Raw genomic sequence first — 16,865 nt, forward strand, 5'->3', positions numbered from 1 at the left:
CCACGGACCCCGACTCAATGAACGATCTCTCCGGCCTCGGCAAGCAGCCCATCAGCGACGCGCAGCCGTGCGGCAACGACGTGCGCGACGAACCCGGCTTCGAGCTGCTTCAGGACGAAATCGGCAAGCTGTCCAATCCGTTCGCGAACAGCAGCGTCGACTGGAACCGCGTGAGCGCACTGTCCGCCGCGCTGCTCGCGGACAAGGGCAAGGACATGCTGGTCGCGTGTTATCTCGCGGGCGGCCTGCTGCGGACCTCGGGGCTGCCCGGACTCAGGGACGGCCTGCAGGTGCTGGCCGATCTGCTGCAAACGCACTGGGACGGACTGTATCCGCCGTTGCAGCGGATCCGCGCGCGCCGCAACGCGATGCAATGGCTGATCGACCGCGTGAAGGCGGACGGCGACGAACGCGACTGGTCGTCGCTGCCGCCGCAGGACGCGGAACTCGTCGACGGCTTGCGCGGCGCGCTGAACGCCATCGACGCGATTCTCGTCGGGAAGGACGACGACGCGCCGTCGCTGCGCCCGCTGCTCACGCTGACGAATTCGATTCCCGTCGCCGAGCCGGTCAAGCCGCCGCCCGAAACGCCGGCTGCGGACACGGACGCGCCGACGGCGAACGGCAACGGCGCGAACCCGGCGCCTTCGGCGGCCGCTTCGACCACATCCGCGCCCGCGCCCGGACAAACGCCGCTGGACAGCGCGGAGAGCGTCGAAAAAGCGACCGGCGAGGCGCTCGACCGCCTCGCCGAAATCGGCGCGTGGCTGGCCGACGCGGACCCGCTCGCCGCGTCCGGATTCCGCCTGCGGCGCATCGCGGCGTGGACGGCGATCGAGGCCGCGCCGCCCGCGCACGGCGGACAGACCATGCTGCCCGGCCCGGTGCAACCGGTGCAGGATGCGCTGAAGGGGTTGCTCGGCCGCCTGGACAACGACAGCCTCATCAACTTCACCGAGGCCCAGTTGCAGACGTTTCCGTTCTGGCTCGATCTGAACTGCGTGGCCGCGCAGGCGCTCGGCCGGCTCGGCGAACGCGGCGAAGCCGCGCGGCGCGAAGTCTGCAACGAAACGGCGCGCCTGCTCGCACGGCTGCCGGGCGTCGAAGACCTGAAGTTCGCGGGCGGCATGCCGTTCGCGACTGCCGACACGAAGCAGTGGCTGCAAACGCTCGGCGCCGCCGCGAGCGGCGACGCCCCCGCCGCGCCCGACGCGCTGGAGCAGGCCTTGCAGCGCGCCCGCGCGCTCGCCGCCGACGACCTGGGCGGCGCGGCCGCGTTCATCCAGCAGGCGATCGCGCAACGCGACGCGCCGGCGTCGCGCCTGCGGCTGCGCATCGCGCTGTGCGAGCTGCTGTTCGAGCATCGCCCCGGCGCGCATCTGGACCCGTTCGCGCGCGCGTTGATTGCCGAAGTCGATCGTTTCGAGCTGGACGTGTGGGACGCGCCGCTCGCCATCGACGGGTTGCGCGCCGCTTACGCGATCCTCGCGCGCAACGACGAAAACCGCGCCGAAGCCGATGCGCTGCTCGCCCGCATCGCGCCGCTCGACGCGGCCGCCGCCGTCCTGCTCGTGACCTGAGCCGCGCGCCGCGCTTGATCCTGGCTCGATGCCGGCTTGATCCTCGCTTGATCCGCTACTGCCCCGCGACCGGCCCGGCCGACATCTGCAAGCCGGGCGGCAACGGCGGACGCGGCGGCAGCGGCGACGGAATCGCGTTCTGCTCCTGACCGGCGGCGCGCACGAGCCGCCGGATCATCGCGGACACGTCCGGCCGCACGCGGCGCTCGGTGGCGTCCGCATCGGTCGCCCAGCACTGGCCGATCGTCGGCGGCACGGCGGGCGTCCCCGGGTCGGCCGGCGCGAGGCTCGCCGGCAGCGGCACGGCGAAACCAGCGCCCTGCGCGGCGATCTTCTGCGCGAGATCCTGCTGCTGTTGCTGGAACTGCGCGTCCTTGATCTGCTGCGTGCGCGCTTCGCTGCTCTTCTGCAAAGCCGCGTATGCGCCGATGTCGTCGGCCGCGCCCAGCGCCGCGGACAATCCGTCGAAGTTGTAGCGCACCGTGAGTTGCGTCACGCCGAGCGCCGCCAGCGCGCTCCGCTGCGACGGAAAATCGTTCGGCACGAACGCATGGACGCCGTCGCGGAAATCCGTCATGAAACCCGCGAAACCCAACTGGCCCGTGTATTTGCGCGTCAGCACGAGGTCGCCGATCTTGATCTGCAACGTCGTGTCGCTGCATTGATTCGGCACCCAGACAAAACTGCTGCTGACCGGGAAGTTGTAGTTGTTCAGCACCTGCGCGCCGGCCGCGCACTGGATCGACAGGATCGTCGCGAACGGCCGCGCGTTCGCGTCCGGGTTCACGCCGGTCGGCTGCGCGCTGACGGTCAGCGGCAGCGACTGCGCCGACGCGGCATCGGCCTTCGCCTTCGCGGCGGCCAGCGCCGCGTCGATGCGCTGAAGCTCCTGCTGCCACTGAAGCTGCGACTGCTGCGCCTGCAACTGGTCGGACTGCTGCTGCGCCGCGCTGCGCTGCGCGTTCACGAGCAGCGCGACGCGCTGATCCACCGCGCCGTTCAGCATCGGCAGAAAGGCCTCGGTGAACGGCATGCTGTAACCGGTCGTCTGCACGACGCCGTAACGCATCGCGCCGCGCACGAGGAACGGCTTCGCCGGGCCGTCCGCGAAGGTCCACACGGAGCCCTTCGCGCCGAACAACTGGTCGTTCGTCGCCGCCTCGCCGGTCACCGTCTGCAGCGGCCACAGCACGTCGGCCTGCCAGTCCTTCTGAAGCTCGCACGACGCCTGCTGCTCGATGTAGCGCAGCAGGAAGTCCGACGGCGCCTGGGCCAGCCGCCAGATCGCCTCGGTCGACGCATCGTCGTCGCCGGTCAGCGAGCGCAGCCGCGCGAAGGTCTGCATCATGGCCTGGACCGGCGACGGCCTCGCCGCCGGGTCCGTCGACGCCTGATGGAAATCGACCGCGAGCTGGTAGGCCTTGCCCGATCCGGCCACGCTGGCAGCGCCGATCTGGCCGAGCGCGCCCAGGTACTCGCGCAGCGAGTCCACGGCCGCCACTTCCGTCCGGATCGTCTGGCCGCCCTGCTGCGGCTCGCCGCCGAGCGTCTGGCGCAGCGCCGTGCCGCCGGTCGCGTTGATCGCGCCCGCCCATTTCGCAACCGGTCCCATCAGCTTGCCCGCCGAACCGAGACCCGACGCCTGGTCGAGCATCGACGTGAACCGGCGCGTGAAACCCAGCCACGGCAGCGACTCGTCGGCCTCGCCCTGGAATTCCTCCGCCACCCGCCGGATGACCTCGAAGTACGGACTGCGCGCGCTGGTCATCTGCCCCATCGCCGCGCGCCAGTCGGCTTCGTTGGAGAGCGGCTTCGGCATCGCGAGGAAATCGTTGACGAACTTGCGCCACACCATCACGCGCCGGTCCTGGTACCAGTGCTCGAACGCCGCGCGCCCGGCATCGAACCGTGCTTCGTCGCCGGTCGCGTCGCGCACTTCTTCGAGGTATCCGTCGATCGTTTTCCGGCCTGCGCCCGTATAAACCGCGCTCACATAGGCCCCGTCGGTCGCGACGGGCTCGCCCGAACTGACGGCCACGCTGGTCGCCGTGGCCGCGCTCCAGAAATCGATGCCGCGCACCGGCGCGTTGGTGCCGGTATCGGTCACGAGGCTCGCTAGCCATGTCATCTGCGGGTCCGCATCCGAGATGTTCGACAGCAGCGCGTTTTCCATGTCCAGACGTTCGGCGAGGCGGCGGTCGTCCGGCGCGGACCACGCCAGATACGCACTGGCCAGCTCCGCGAGCTGCTGGTTCAGTTGCGCGTCGTAATGCGACGACGGCAGCGGCTGACGCATCGCCTCCAGCGCGAACCGGTCCGCGCCGTTGCGGCGGGCTTTGAGCAGGTTGATCGAGCGCACGATGTCGAGCGCGACCTCCGGCAGCGTCGTGCCGCCGGCCGCCGCGCGCTGGATGTCGCCGGCCTCGTTCTGGTCGAGGGTCGGCAGGATGCGCGCGCGATAGTCGCTGACGAAGCGGGCCTTCAGCCTCGCCTGCAGCGCCTCGTCCCCGGTGCCGGCGCCCACCCAGCGCGACAGCCAGCTACGGTTGTTGCGCTCGACCTCGATCAGCGTATCGCTCAGGCGGGCCAGCGTGGCGGCGTCCTGGTCCAGGCGGCCCGTGAACGCGAGTTGGCCCGGAAGCGTCTCGCGCACGAGTTCGATCGTGCGCATGTTGCCGACGAACGACATCGTCATCGCGATGCCGAGCGCGGCCAGCAGCAGCCAGCAGGCCGCGAGCCCGGTACGCCGCGTGACCCGCCGCCACGGGTTGACCAACATCGCGGGCCGCGCAATGCGGCGGTCCTGCGGCAGAATGCGATCGAAGAAATCGTGCAGAAAGAGGCCGGCGCTCGCGCCCGCGTGCGGCGGCACCGGCGGCACGCCTTCGCCGAGCAGCGCCGACACCGCGCCGCCCGCCTGCAACCCGCTGCTGAAGAACACGCCGCGCAGGAACGGCCGCTCGAAATACGGGTTGTCGGCGAGGCACGCATCGACGAACGCCTGCAACCCCGGCCGCAGGCTGTCGAGTTCGCCGGGGAACAGCAGCAGTTCGGGCGGGACCGACGTCTGACGCGCGACGAGCGCGAGGCGCAGCTTCTCCAGCCGCGCGCCGATGCTCGCAAACGCGCGTTCGACGAACTGCGCGGGCGTCCCTTCCGCGGCCTCGTCGGCCAGATACCCCATCGCCTGATCCAGCGCATGCGCGGGCAGCGCGTGCGCCCACGCCTCGAAGCCGTACAGCCGATCGCATTTCGTGACCAGCACGTAGACCGGAAAACGCTTGCCGAACATCCGGATCAACTGCTCGATGCGCGCGCGCGCCACGCGCCCTTCCTCGATCATCGCGTCCGGGTCGGGCGTCGTCAGCCGGTCGGCGCTGACCGCGAGCACCAGCCCGTCGAGCCCCTCCTGCGGCCGGTAGCGGCCGAGCAGATCGAGGCCCAGTTCCCATTCGCGGCGATCCTGCGTGTCGTCCCGCGCGTCCACGTAACGGCCCGCGCAGTCGATCACGACGGCGCGGTCGAAGTACCACCAGTCGCAGTTCGCCGTCTGCGCGATCTCGCCGATCTGGCTGACCTTCTGGATCGGCGACGACAGCCGCGCGCGCGTCAGCGCGGTGGTCTTGCCGGTCCCCGAGCGGCCGATCACCATGAACCACGGCAGCACATAAAGCGGATTGCCCTGCCGGCGCAGATTCGAATTGCGCAGCGTCGCGACCGCGGCCTTCCATTTGCGCGCCAGTTGCGTTTCGGGCGAGCCCGCGGCGGCGGCCGCTTCGCCCCGCGCCGCGCGGACCTGCGCGGCGAGCTTGCTGCGCGAGCGCATCATCACGGCGAGACGCCGGAGGTAGCGGACCAGGAACCACGCGCCGATCGCGCCGGCGAACAGCGCCACCGCCATCCACAGCGGCCAGCCGGCGTAAAGCGTGATCCCCCACGCCGCCACGGCCAGCACGAGCAGCGCGATCACCCAGACGACAATGCTGCCGATCGATTTCATACGGTTATTTGAGGCAGAAGCGCGCCGACCGACAACGCGATGACGAGGTGATAGACACCGAAGAGCACGAGCAGCACCGCGACCGGCACGAGGACCGCGCCGACCGTGAACGACAGCCGCCCGCCGCGCCCGCGCGGCCGCAGCCATGCGCGCCAGATGCCGCGCGCGGACGGCGCGGCCTGTTCCCGCAACGTGCTGTAACCATCGGGAAACAGCAGCTGGCCCGCTTCGCCCGGCAGACCGTCGTCGCCTTGCAGCAGCAGCGCGAAGTTGCTGCGCTTGATGTCGGTCAGCGCCTTCTGGTTGCAGTCATACGCATAACGGCCGCCAAAGCCGAGACCGAGGCACAGGCAATACACCTCGCGCACGTCCAGCCGCTGCGCGGCGAGCTGATCGAGCCGCGCGAAAAACGCGACACCCGCGTTGCTGACGTTGAAATAACGCCGCTGCAACAACTGCCGCTGCCATTGCGCGGCGCCGTCCCACGGCAGCGTCAGCAGCACTTCGTCGGCCCATGCGACGGCCGCGAACAGCGCGTCGTCGACATCGGTCTCGCCATAACCGGCATCGGCCGCCGCGAGACGAACCGCCGCGATCGACGCGTCGAGCCGCGCCGCCGCCGTCGCGGCGTCGCCCGACGGCTGCTGCGCGAACGCGCGCAACTGCGCGAAGAACGGAATGAAGCAGTTCAGGAGTCGCACGCTATCTCCGCAGAATCACGATCTCGGCCCGCAGATCGTCCGGCGCGTCGAGCCATTGCAGCGCGATGCCGCCTTCGCGCTCCACCTTGTCCCACAGGTCGCTCATCTGCTCGATCCGGAAATAGCACGATCCGGCCCGCCTCGGCAGACCCTGCGGCGCGACGGACAGATGAATCAGTTCGAGCCCCGGCAGCGCATGCGCGACGAGCCCCGGCATGTCCTCGTCCGAGGCGAGCCGCGCGTCGCGCAGCAGGCCGTCGACCAGCGCGTTCGGGTCCTGGTCGGAGCGCACGACCAGATAAAAGCGGTTGCGCCGGTCGAAGAAACTGCGCGGCAGTTCGCCCATGTAGACGCCGTCGCGCCCGGTCAGCGCGGCGAGGAACTCGGGGCCGACCGTGATCTCGTTGAGCAGGCCCGCGATCAACGCGCGCGCCCGCGCGAAGCAGTTTTGCAGCGCGACGTGCGAATACGCCGGCAAGCCGGGCGTGCCGTCCTGCGTCTCGCCGAACATGTCGATGCGCTCGGAGAACACGCTCAGTTCGCCGATCAACTGGCGCAGCGCGCCGTAGACGAGCCACGGATGCACGTGCGGCGTTTCGGTCATGTGAAACAGGTACGGACACGCGCGGGTCAGCGAGCGCAGCGCGAGCAGGAACACCGAATAACCCGGATCGGCGTCCGCCTTCTGGATCTCGCGCGGACTCTTCAGCTCCTGCAACTGGCGCACCCGTCCCGCGAGATCGTCGCGCAGGTCGCGCACCGTGCGCATCAACGTTTCGGAGCCGGCGAGCGTGTAGCACGGCGGAACGAACGAATCCGACAGCCGGATCGCGTCGCCGTCGCGCACCAGTTGCGCGATCGGGATCAGGTCGTAGCTGCCGAGATTGGCTGTCTCGTTCTCGAAGAAAATCCGCACCACGTGCAGCAGCGTATGCACCGGCGCGGACGGTCCGTCGGAATACAGGTCCGGCACGTCAACCGGCGCGCCGACGCTCGCATAACGGGTCGCGACGCCGCCCGCCTGCGCGGAGTCGCTGCACAACTCGACCTGCCGGCCCGGATCGTTCGCCTTCTTCAGCCCCAGATAAACCGTGACCGGCCGGTCGCTCTCGATCGAGGCCGGATCGAACGTGCGCGGCGCGATGACCGCGTTGCCCGGATATTCGATGTAGCTGCGGTCGGGAAAGATCAGCGTCGCGCCGCGTACTTCGAACGTGCGGTTCGCGACCGCCGCGTCGGTGATCTCAAGCGCGCCCACGCCCCAGAAATGCGGCAGCCCCGCGTCGAACACCGGCTTCACCCTGAACTGTTCGCAGCGTTCCGCCAGCTGGAAATGCTGCGGCTGCATGAACATGCCCTGATGCCAATAGATTCCTTTGCCCTCTTCCATGCGGCTACCTAGTCCCCGAGCTTGCGTAGTGTGGTGTTGAGTTGCGACAGGCAGTCGACGCAGTCGCCGCCGCTGCCGAGCTTCAGTTCCTTGCCGCCGCCGGCCAGCGGCTCCGCCGCCTGCAACTGCGCCGCGGTCGGCGTCTTCGCGAGCGGCCCGGCATTCACGATGCCCTGCGCGCCCAGATCGAGACGTAGCGCGAGCGGCCCCGGCGCGGCGGCATAAGTGGTCGTCAGCCATCCGCGCGTCGACATCACCACCGGCACGTCGAACAGCCGCGTCGGCACGGCCTTGCCGGCCTGCGCATAAGCGGCGACGATGCCGATGAAATGCGTGTTCTGCGCGCGGTCCAGAATCAGCATCGAATGCTGGCCCGGCGACACGACATAACGGGCGAACTGCGTGAAGCCCGGCCCGGCCGAGCCGGACTCCATGCTCTGGAACACCGCCAGCGGGTTCGCGGCGAGCTTGCGGAACGACGCCGCGTCGCTCGCTTCGTAGATGCCGAGCAGCAGCGTATGCGCCTGCCCCTCGTCGCGGTTCAGGTCCGGCGATGCGGCGATCTCCAGCATCACCGCGTCGGCGGCGAAGTCCCAGTTGAGCGCGGACATCGCGTCCTTGCGCGAATTGCCGCCGAACATCGAGCACGCGCTGCACGCGCAGGCCAGCAGCACAGCGGCCGATGCGCGGCTGACGAACGGCTTCAATCGCGAATGAATCCAGGCTGGCAAGTCGAAATCCTCCCTTGGTATCGGTCGATGCGCGGCATGCGGGCCGCGGTCAGCAAAGCCGCAGCACGGTCGCATCGGCGTCGCCGTCTTCCGCATACGGCATGAACAGCACGGCCTCGGGACACCCGTTCACGCGGACATAACAGGAACTGCCCGCGTCGATCCGGTTGCGGACCGCCCATGCGTCGAACGTCTGTTCGCCGGCTTCGAGCGTCAGGCCCTGCTGCGCGAATTCGAGCACCGTCTTTTCCGGCAGGCCGCCGGCCGGGCCGACCGCCTGGAAATCGATCCGCGCGTCCGCGCCGGCGATGCCGAACACGACGCCATCCCAGTCGCCGCTGCGCGGCCCGATTTCGAACCACTGTCCGAGGCGCTCGTCGCCGAGCACCGCGAACCGGAAGTCGGACGCAACCGGTGCGGCCGCCTTGTTGACCCTTGCAACGATCTTCGCCGCCCACGCGGACGTCTCGTCGAGCACCAGCGCGCCGTCCAGCAGCGGCGGCAACGCGGCGGCGGGCGCACCTTGCCATAACACCGCCGTCGGCACGTCCACGCCGCGCCGCTGACGCAGCACGGCGGCGAACAGCGACAACCCGTAGCGAACCGAAGGCAGCGCCAGTTCGGCCGGCTCCGCGAGGATCAGCCACAGGTCCGCGCGCGCCGCTTCGAACGCGTCCGCCGCCGCGCGCCATGCGAGTTTCGCGGGGTCGTCGGTCCACGCATGCCCGGCGGGTTGCAAGCCGTATTTGCGCAGCGTGGCCGCGACCGCTTCCACGCGCGCGGCGCTCTTGTTCAATGCACTGATCCAGACCGTTTTCATGGCGGGTTCCGAAGGGTCAACTCATGATCATCACGACCGGCTGGCTCGGGACGAGCACCGCGCCGATCGCGTTGCCGCCGTTGTGCTGGGTCGGCGCGCTCAGGCGCACGGCCGGATTGCCTTCCAGCATGACCGTCGTGCTGCCCATCGAAAATTGCAGCTTGCCCATGTCCGTGCTCGATACGAGGCCGCCCGCGACGCCGGGTTCGTCCCCCGACGACATCGGGATTTCGGACGCCTTCGTGAGCGCCGGCACGCCGACGATCAGCACCTTCTGCGTGACCGGGTTGCCCATCATCGGCATCGCGATGTTCGGGTACGGCACCGGGATCGGCGGAGCCGGCGGCGCGGGTGTCTTGCAGACGTCGGGCATGCCCATGCACTGGCCCGCTTCCTTGGTGACGGCAAACATAACGGGCTCCTTATCCGAGGTCGATCTTCGACGCGTCGATCTTCACCTGGCCTTCGGCCAGCACCGTCGCGTGCCGCGCCGACAGGTGAAACCGCTCGTCCACCTGCATCCGCACGCGGCCGGCGCGCGTCTCGTCCGTGTCGTCGACCCAGCGCAGGCTGTCGCGCGCCCGCACGATCAGGCGGCCGACCGTATGCGTGACCTTGTGCGCGAACGTGCGCACCGTGCCGACCCCCGCGTGCAACTGCTGTATGGCGGCATCGAAACGGGCGAACCGGATCTCGCCGCGCAGGCCCGACAGGCCGATTTCCGGCGCTTCCAGTTCGACGCGCCGGCTCGCGTGCAGATCGATCCGCGCGGCCTCGACCCGCAATGCGCCGGCCTCCGTATGCAGCGACACGTCGCCCGGCAGCACGAGCGCCGCGCTCGCATGCACGGCGCGCACGAGCACCGCGACGATGTACGACGACGCCGGGGCGTCCGCCGCGCAGACCAGCACCGTATCGCCGCATGCCGGCTCGATCAGGCAACTGTCGGCGCGCAGTGCGCGCGGTGCGCACGGCGGCGTCGCATCGGCGCGCTGGATGAAGAACCACGGGCCGGCGCGGCCGGTCACCGTCGCGTAGATCATTGCGACCGCGTAATCGCTGCCGGGGCGGGTCATCTGAACGAGCGTGGGATTCATGAGAGCCTCATTCGGTTTTTATTTCGCGCGGCGCGGCTGCCACTGCTCGGCGCGCGCCAGCACGGGATCGGTCTGCCGCGCGCCGTCGAGCTTCGCGCCGCTCCAGCGCGTGTCCTGCTGCACGGTGGCGTGGAGGTTCGCGCCGCTGAAATCCGCGCGCGAGCAATCGACGCCCGACAGATCCGCGTGCGACAGATCGCAGTCGTTGAAGCGGGCCGACGCGAGCGTCGCCGCGAGGAAAACGCTGCGGCTCAACACCGAGCGGGTCCAGCACGCGCCGTCGAACTTCGCGCCGCCGAAGTCCGCGCCGGTGGCATCGACGCCGTCGAAATGCGTGTCGCCGAGATCGGCCAGCTTCAGCGCCGCCTCGATCAACCCGACATACTGGCCGCGCGCGCCGCGCAGCACTGCGCCCTGAAGCTGCGCGCCGACGAAGCTCGTGCGGTCGAGCAGCAGGCCCGCCAGATTCGCGTTCTGCAACTGCGCGCCGTCGAACATCGTCATCGTCAGGTCGCAGCCGCGCAGGTCCTGACCGTTCAGGTTGCTGCCGCGCACGAACGCCTTCACGAGCGACGCGCCGGCGAAGCGCGCGCGGCTCAGGTCCGATTGCGGCGCGGTCCAGCGGGACAGGTCGGCTTTCGTGTAGTCGGTGTCGACGTGAACGCAGCCATACGCGTCGCTGCGCGCGAGCCGCGCGCCGGCGAACGACGCGCCGGTGAAATCGCAGCGGTCGAACGCGGCGAAGCTCAGGTCGGCCGCGCCGACGTTCGCGCCGCTCCAGTCCACGTCCTCGAAGCGGGCCTGGGTGGCCGTCATGCGTTCGAGCTGCGCGCCGGCGAAGCTGACCGCGCGGCAGTCGGCGTCGTCGAGCCGGGCCTCGCGCAGATTCGCGCCGGCCAGCGTGACGTGGGTCAGGCGGCAGCCGGACAGGTCGCAACCCGACAGATCCGCGCCGGACAGATCGACGTCGTCGAGCCGCCGGGTGCTCGCGAGCGCGGCGCGTGCGTCGTCGGCATCCATGCGCGTTTGCGGGTTCGCTGGGCTCATAGGACGGGCGGACGGAATTGAAGAATGGTGCGGTCGATGTTCGCGCCTTCGACGCTCGCGAGCGTCGGCTGGGCGCCGACGAAATCGACGCCGTAGAGGTTCGCGTCGAGCAGGCGCGTCCCGCTTAAATTCGCGTTGCGCAACGAGCCGCCGAACAGGTTGATGGCGCTCATCTCCGCGCCGCCGAGGTCCGCGCGATCGAAACGGGCGCCCTGCGCCGACGCGAGGCGGAACCGCGCGCCGGTCGCCTGCACATTGCTGAAATCGGCGCGATCGAGTTGCGCGCTTTCGAACGACGCGTCGCGTAGCTGCACGCCATCCCAGCATGCGCGGTCGAGTTGCGCGTGGATGAAACGCGCGCCGTCGAAGCAGGTATTCGCGTCGGCGCGCGACTGGCGCAGGTCCGCATCGGCGAAGCCGGCCTGCTTCGCGTCCGCGCCGTAGAACTCGGTGTGCTGGCAGACCGCGCCGGAGAAATCGCAGTTGGCAAGCACGCTTTCGTTGAAGCTCGCGCCTTCGACGCGGGCGCGGCCGAACTTCGCGCCGCCCAGGTCACAGCCCGTAAAGCTCGCCTGTTCGGCCTGGCATGCGGTCGCGTCCACGCCGGGCAGGCGGGCCTTGTCGAAAACAGCGCGTTGCAGTTCGGCCTGCGCGAGACACGCGGCGGAAAAGTCCGCGCCGGTGAAGTCGCCGTCGGCAAGCTGCGCGCCACCCAGATCGGCCTGCGCAAACGTGCTGCCCGCCGCGCTCACCTGCGCGAGCCGGGCGCGCTTCAGACCGGCCTTGCCGAAGTCGGTCCCGCGCAGCAACGCGCGGTCGAAAACGGCCCCGTCGAGCCGGCTGCCGGCAAAAGACGCCTTGTCGAGCGTGGCGTTCGAGAAATCGGCGCTGGACAGATCGAGGCCGGATAGATCGAGGCCGGTCAGGTCGTGGGCCGCGAAGCTTGCCCGTATCGCGTGGCGTGCGATCACGTCCTCGCGCGTGAGTGAAGCGGCGGCGATCTCTTCGGGAAGCGCCTGCATCGGGGGAATGTCGATCGGCGGCGGCTTCGGCGCGGGCGGCGGCGCGAGCAGCGTGCCGAGCGCGGTGAAGTCGGCGGACGGGACAGCGGGCAACGAAGCGCCGCCGAGGTTTTGCATCACGTCCGGCGGTAATCCGCGTGCAAGATCGGCGTCGGTCAGGTTGTGCTTCTGCATCAGTTCGCGCGTCCTCGCCTCCATGCCGGCCAGCATCCGGTCGACGTCGCCGAACGACGCCGGGGTTTCCGGCTCCGGCCTGGGTCTGTACCTGTCGAAGTCCGCGTCGGTCAGCTTGTGCTTCTGCATCAACTCTTGCGCGTCGGCATCCAGCCGGTCCACGAGCTTGTGCAGTTCCGCGACCGTCAGCGGCGGCTCGCCCGGCTCCGGCTTCGGCAGGTATCTGGCCAGATCCGCGTCCGTCAGGTTGTGCCTGAGCATCAACTCGTTCGTCTGGACGTTCAACTGGTCCGCAAGACCGTGCACCCGGACAAGCTCGGCGTCGGCCTGCGCGGCAGCCTGGGCGGCAGTCTGCGCGGACGCCGCGCCCGACTCCGCCGTGGACGACGCTTCGGCCGCCGTCGCCGCAACAGACGCGCCAGCCGCCGCTTCGGCCGGCGGCATGGCCGGGCCGGGTTGTTCCGCGTCGGCATCGGCGTCCGCAACCGGATCGATGTCCCGCAGGAATTCCGCGTGGTAATGCGCGAACGGCAACGGGACATCGTCGAGGCGCTCCCATGCGGCCTTGACGTGCTTCACGTCGATCGCGTCGCCGGCGCAGGCAACCAGCGCGCGATAAAGCACGACGCCGCATTCGGCCTCGGGGAAAAACCAGACGGTTTCGGCATGCGAAGCGACTTCGCTGAATACATCGCCATCGGCCGTCTTCACGTTGACGAAACAGCGCGCGCGCAGACCGGGCAGCCTGCCGCGCAGCAGGCTCGTGTGCGGATGCAGGTTGCCGATCTCGAAGGATTCGTTGCCCGCGAAATAACCGGACGGCAGACGCTGGTCGGGAGCGGCGCTCATGAACAGTTCCGCGCGCGTATCGCCCGGCAGATGCGGCCACTCGTGCTTGAGCCAACGCTCGTCGCAACGGCCGAGATGCTGCTGGCGCAGCGGCGCGGCGATATCGAACGCCCAGAAGCCCGCGGGCCGCCCCGGGTCGCCGCGATTCGCGATGCGACGCGATTCGTATTCGACGTTGGGCAGCGGCCACCCGCGCGTGCCGTCCGGGTTCTGCGCTTGCGCGTGCCCTTTGCCCTGCACGTTGTCGGCAAAAGCCGCGCCGCCGAATGCGGTAGGCCGCCCGATCGGCATGCGCGCGAACGGCTTCGGCGCGGAAATCAGGCCGAGCGCGTTGAAGTGCCGGTCGCCCGTGACGATCAGATGCTTCGACAGCGCGCCGACGCGCACGCTCACGCGCTGCGATTCGATCGTCCTGCCTTCGGGAGCGTAGGCCGCGCCGTACAGCATGTATTCGCCAACGGGTTTCGGATAACCTTCGTCCAGCAACGCCGTCTTGCCGAGGATCGGCTCGATGAGCGGCCATACGGCCGTGTCGTCGAGCAGCGAATCGAGGCAGGGATGCTCAAAACCGAACGCGGCATACACGCCGATCGCCAGCAAATGCCGACCGGCAAGTTTCAGGCTTCGATACTGCACGGAAGCATTATCCGGCTTGATGATTTTCATGCGTCATCCCATCTTGATCGACGGTGCACTGATCGTCACGCTTGCCGTTGCCTGGATCCCCGCCTTCTGATGAACTATTTGCACCCCGCCCGGCGTTATCGCGACGTATTGGGCATCGCTGACCTTCAGCATGGCCTTGTTCGAAGCCTGCGCGATCACCTCTCCGCCCGCTGCGGTAACGGTTCCGTGCTCGATGGTCAGACAGGGATTACTCGGCCCGACCGCATTCGGCCCAGCCGCGACAGCCAGCGCAAGTCTGGTTTTGGCGTCGATTGAAATCGAATCCCCGCTGACATTGACATTCGCGGTCCCGCAAACCGCCACGTTGGTTTCCGAGTTGATGGAGAAGTCGGCTGCCGACTTCAGCGTCGCCGTCCCTTTGGACGTGACCGAATACTGGCTGCCGGCCGCGACGGAAACTTCGCCCGAGCCGCCCATGCTCATATCGGCCAGTTTGAGATTCATATAACTGCCGGCATTCTCGACGATAACCTGACCGTCCTCCTCGATCACTTGAGGAACGGCATTGGCGATCAGGCTGATGCCGCTTTTGTCGAGCCGCATGGTGCTCGTGTACGGCGAACTCTTCAGCGCGGTGTCGAGCGCCTTTGACGCGCTGTAAAGCGTATTGGCGATCCCGAGCCCGCTGATCAGACTGGCCGACGACTGCACGACCGCGGGAGACCATGCCCACGGATTGTCCTTATCGACGCTCATCTTGCCGGTCTTGCTGACGCCGGAAGCATCGGCGCCCTCGGCGACGGCCAGCCCCGCCTGGCCGGCTATCGCCGCATTGGCCAGGTTATAGCGCTTGAATGCGCGATTCAGGTTGTCGGTTGCCTTCGCGATGGCAACGCCCACGCCCGGCTCCAGTCCGGCGGTCAGCGTTATGAAATCGGAACCCAGCGTCTCGGCCTTCTTCGCCAGGCTCACCGCCGCGGCCGAATTCAGGCTGACCGACTTTCCAGCGGACCACGACGCGCTATAGCCGTAAGAAGCACTGAGATTCATGCCGAGCGCAAAGCTCGAACCCGTGGAGACCGTCAGCGCATTCGACGGCCCCACCGTCACCTTGTTCGACGGCCCGATCGCGACGGAATTGCTCACGCCGAGCGACACGCTTTCGGAATTGCCGGCCGTCGTCGTCATCAGGCTCCCGCCGCCGTTCGGGTCGATGGAGCCGATGCCGATCGTGCTGTTGTGATACGGCGAATGCAGCCACATCACCTCCTTGTCCTTGCTATCCCCCAGATAAATCTGATTGCCGCCGGCCGACTTGATCCGGTTTTCATGCGCATTATTCTGCGTCACGACGTTCGCGTTCTCCGAGTTCGGCAGACTCCCGACGATCACCGGCTGGTCCGGATCGCCGTCGATGAACGACAGCAGCACTTCCGCATCCTTGTGCAGCGGGAAATGCATCCCGTGGTCGGCGCCCGCATAAGGCGTCGCCATCCGCAGCCGCGCCGAGCCCTTGTTCGCGTTCTTGTCGGTCTTGTCGAACGGCAGTTGCACCTTGTACTGCCCGTATTCGTCGAGGTCCGCGTATTGCCCGCTGCCCTCGCTGTCGATCGTCGCGTTCATCGTGCCGGCCACGCGCGGTTTCGCGGTCACGCGCTCGGCGCGATACTGGACCTCCGCCGGTATCGCGCGGAAGCTGTTGCGATAGACGATCTCGCCGCCGCGCGCGCCGTCGCCGCGCGCACTGCTCACGCCGCTCAGCAGCGCGCCGGCCTGCGACCCTTCGTGATGCACCTCGGTCACGAGGTAGTCGCCGTTGAAGCTCTCGCGATAATGATGCGCGAGCCGCATCCGGTAGCCGCTGCGCACGCCCACCGCCGTTCCGTCGCCCGAGAACACCTTGCCGCCGCAGACGATCTCCTGCGCGCGCAGCTTCGCGTACCGCTCGCCCTCGGCCAGGTCGCGAAAGTTCTCGCCGTACAGCATCACCTCGCCGATCCCGGTTTCGGACACGGCCGCGCTCGCCTTCAGCGGCAGCGTCGCCTTGCGGTAGTTGTAGTCCAGCAGCACCACTTCGCGCGGCAGCGGCTTCTGCCGGTACACGAGGTTGCGCACCGAATCGGCGGCCGCGCCGGTATCCAGCGAATCATCGGGCCGGTAGCTGAGCGGCAGCGCGTTCGCGTCGTGCATGATCCGGTCGTCGAGCACGATCAGTTTCTCGGCGTCGCCGGAATGATCGAAGTGGTAATAAAGGCCCTCCTTCTCCATCCAGCGCGACACGAAGTCGAGATAGGTCTCCTCGAACTGGCACACGAAACTGCGCGGACGGTAGCTGCCGGTCAGCCGGAACGCGTAGTCGGCCGACGTCAGCCGGCCGTTCTTCAGCACGCCTTCGAGGATGGCCGGAATGGTCTGCTCGTTCAGATAGACCTCCGAGATCCGGTACAGCGACAGCCGCCACAGCCGCGGCACCAGCACCGCGCGATAGAACACGTAACCGTCCGCGCGATGCAACTGCTCGAATTCGGCCAGCACGCCGTGGTACGGCGTGCGCATCGTCCCGTCGGGTCCGTAGATCGCGAAGGTCGCCGGATGGTTCAGCATCGTGTCGAAGTCGATCGACGCGTCGCCCGACACCAGCGTCAGCGTGAAGCGGAACGGCCGCGAGACCGCTTCGAAACCCTCCATCTCGACCACCGCGAACTTGTCGTCGCCGAACGCGGCCGACGTGAATTCGAACCGCCGGTTGGCGAGCGTCGTGCCGGAAGGGGAAGCCATGCTGATTCTCCGTGCGGGTTTTTCGTCAGGGTCGCGGTGCCGCGTCGCC

The 16,865-nt window shown here is 68.5% G+C and carries 11 protein-coding genes; 1 reads left to right on the forward strand and 10 read right to left on the reverse strand.

Annotation, left to right across the window (positions count from 1 at the left end):
* Positions 1-17: 17 nt before the first annotated feature.
* Positions 18-1,580 (forward strand): type VI secretion system protein TssA, encoded by a 1,563-nt coding sequence (tssA, locus tag BLV92_RS12395; protein ID WP_090545292.1) that lies wholly within the window; start codon positions 18-20, stop codon positions 1,578-1,580.
* Between the two features lie 55 nt (positions 1,581-1,635).
* Here the strand turns inward: tssA and BLV92_RS12400 are convergent, their stop codons facing one another.
* The 10 genes from BLV92_RS12400 to BLV92_RS12445 are packed head-to-tail and all read right to left on the reverse strand — an operon-like array spanning position 1,636 to position 16,816.
* Positions 1,636-5,580 (reverse strand): type VI secretion protein IcmF/TssM N-terminal domain-containing protein, encoded by a 3,945-nt coding sequence (locus BLV92_RS12400; protein ID WP_090545294.1) that lies wholly within the window; start codon positions 5,578-5,580, stop codon positions 1,636-1,638.
* Positions 5,577-6,281 carry a DotU family type IV/VI secretion system protein gene (locus BLV92_RS12405; protein ID WP_090545296.1) on the reverse strand — a complete coding sequence of 235 codons (705 nt, stop codon included), beginning with the start codon at positions 6,279-6,281 and terminating at the stop codon, positions 5,577-5,579. The genes BLV92_RS12400 and BLV92_RS12405 overlap by 4 nt, the downstream gene beginning before the upstream one ends.
* Position 6,282: 1 nt before the next feature.
* Entirely contained in the window at positions 6,283-7,671 is a 1,389-nt protein-coding gene (gene tssK, locus BLV92_RS12410; protein WP_090545298.1) for a type VI secretion system baseplate subunit TssK, read from the reverse strand.
* Between the two features lie 8 nt (positions 7,672-7,679).
* Positions 7,680-8,402, reverse strand: a complete 723-nt coding sequence (gene tssJ, locus BLV92_RS12415; RefSeq protein WP_167627042.1) for a type VI secretion system lipoprotein TssJ — start codon at positions 8,400-8,402, stop codon at positions 7,680-7,682.
* A gap of 49 nt (positions 8,403-8,451) precedes the next feature.
* Positions 8,452-9,222, reverse strand: a complete 771-nt coding sequence (locus BLV92_RS12420) for a hypothetical protein (protein WP_090545302.1) — start codon at positions 9,220-9,222, stop codon at positions 8,452-8,454.
* Positions 9,223-9,238: 16 nt separating this feature from the next.
* Positions 9,239-9,634 carry a DUF4150 domain-containing protein gene (locus tag BLV92_RS12425; RefSeq protein ID WP_090545304.1) on the reverse strand — a complete coding sequence of 132 codons (396 nt, stop codon included), beginning with the start codon at positions 9,632-9,634 and terminating at the stop codon, positions 9,239-9,241.
* A 10-nt stretch (positions 9,635-9,644) separates the two neighbouring features.
* The gene (locus BLV92_RS12430; RefSeq protein WP_090545307.1) at positions 9,645-10,319 is read right to left on the reverse strand and encodes a DUF3540 domain-containing protein; all 675 of its coding nucleotides are present in this window, start codon (positions 10,317-10,319) and stop codon (positions 9,645-9,647) included.
* 18 nt (positions 10,320-10,337) lie between these two features.
* Positions 10,338-11,339, reverse strand: coding sequence for a pentapeptide repeat-containing protein (locus BLV92_RS12435; RefSeq protein WP_090545309.1), 1,002 nt, complete (start codon positions 11,337-11,339; stop codon positions 10,338-10,340).
* A 23-nt stretch (positions 11,340-11,362) separates the two neighbouring features.
* On the reverse strand, positions 11,363-14,077 hold the full coding sequence (locus BLV92_RS12440) for a DUF2169 family type VI secretion system accessory protein (protein ID WP_090545311.1): 2,715 nt from the start codon (positions 14,075-14,077) through the stop codon (positions 11,363-11,365).
* Between the two features lie 3 nt (positions 14,078-14,080).
* Complete coding sequence (locus BLV92_RS12445) at positions 14,081-16,816, reverse strand: type VI secretion system Vgr family protein (protein WP_090545313.1); 2,736 nt, start codon at positions 16,814-16,816, stop codon at positions 14,081-14,083.
* Between the last annotated feature and the right edge of the window lie 49 nt (positions 16,817-16,865).

This window comes from Paraburkholderia caballeronis (assembly GCF_900104845.1).
In the GTDB taxonomy this organism is placed as follows: Bacteria; Pseudomonadota; Gammaproteobacteria; order Burkholderiales; family Burkholderiaceae; genus Paraburkholderia; species Paraburkholderia caballeronis.

Bases quoted from the DNA above. Each gene is read 5' to 3' on its own strand.
- BLV92_RS12440 (WP_090545311.1), bottom strand. From the start codon at position 14,077: ATGAAAATCATCAAGCCGGATAATGCTTCCGTGCAGTATCGAAGCCTG.
- tssA (WP_090545292.1), top strand. From the start codon at position 18: ATGAACGATCTCTCCGGCCTCGGCAAGCAGCCCATCAGCGACGCGCAG.
- BLV92_RS12430 (WP_090545307.1), bottom strand. From the start codon at position 10,319: ATGAATCCCACGCTCGTTCAGATGACCCGCCCCGGCAGCGATTACGCG.
- tssK (WP_090545298.1), bottom strand. From the start codon at position 7,671: ATGGAAGAGGGCAAAGGAATCTATTGGCATCAGGGCATGTTCATGCAG.
- BLV92_RS12425 (WP_090545304.1), bottom strand. From the start codon at position 9,634: ATGTTTGCCGTCACCAAGGAAGCGGGCCAGTGCATGGGCATGCCCGAC.
- BLV92_RS12435 (WP_090545309.1), bottom strand. From the start codon at position 11,339: ATGGATGCCGACGACGCACGCGCCGCGCTCGCGAGCACCCGGCGGCTC.
- BLV92_RS12445 (WP_090545313.1), bottom strand. From the start codon at position 16,816: ATGGCTTCCCCTTCCGGCACGACGCTCGCCAACCGGCGGTTCGAATTC.
- BLV92_RS12420 (WP_090545302.1), bottom strand. From the start codon at position 9,222: ATGAAAACGGTCTGGATCAGTGCATTGAACAAGAGCGCCGCGCGCGTG.
- BLV92_RS12400 (WP_090545294.1), bottom strand. From the start codon at position 5,580: ATGAAATCGATCGGCAGCATTGTCGTCTGGGTGATCGCGCTGCTCGTG.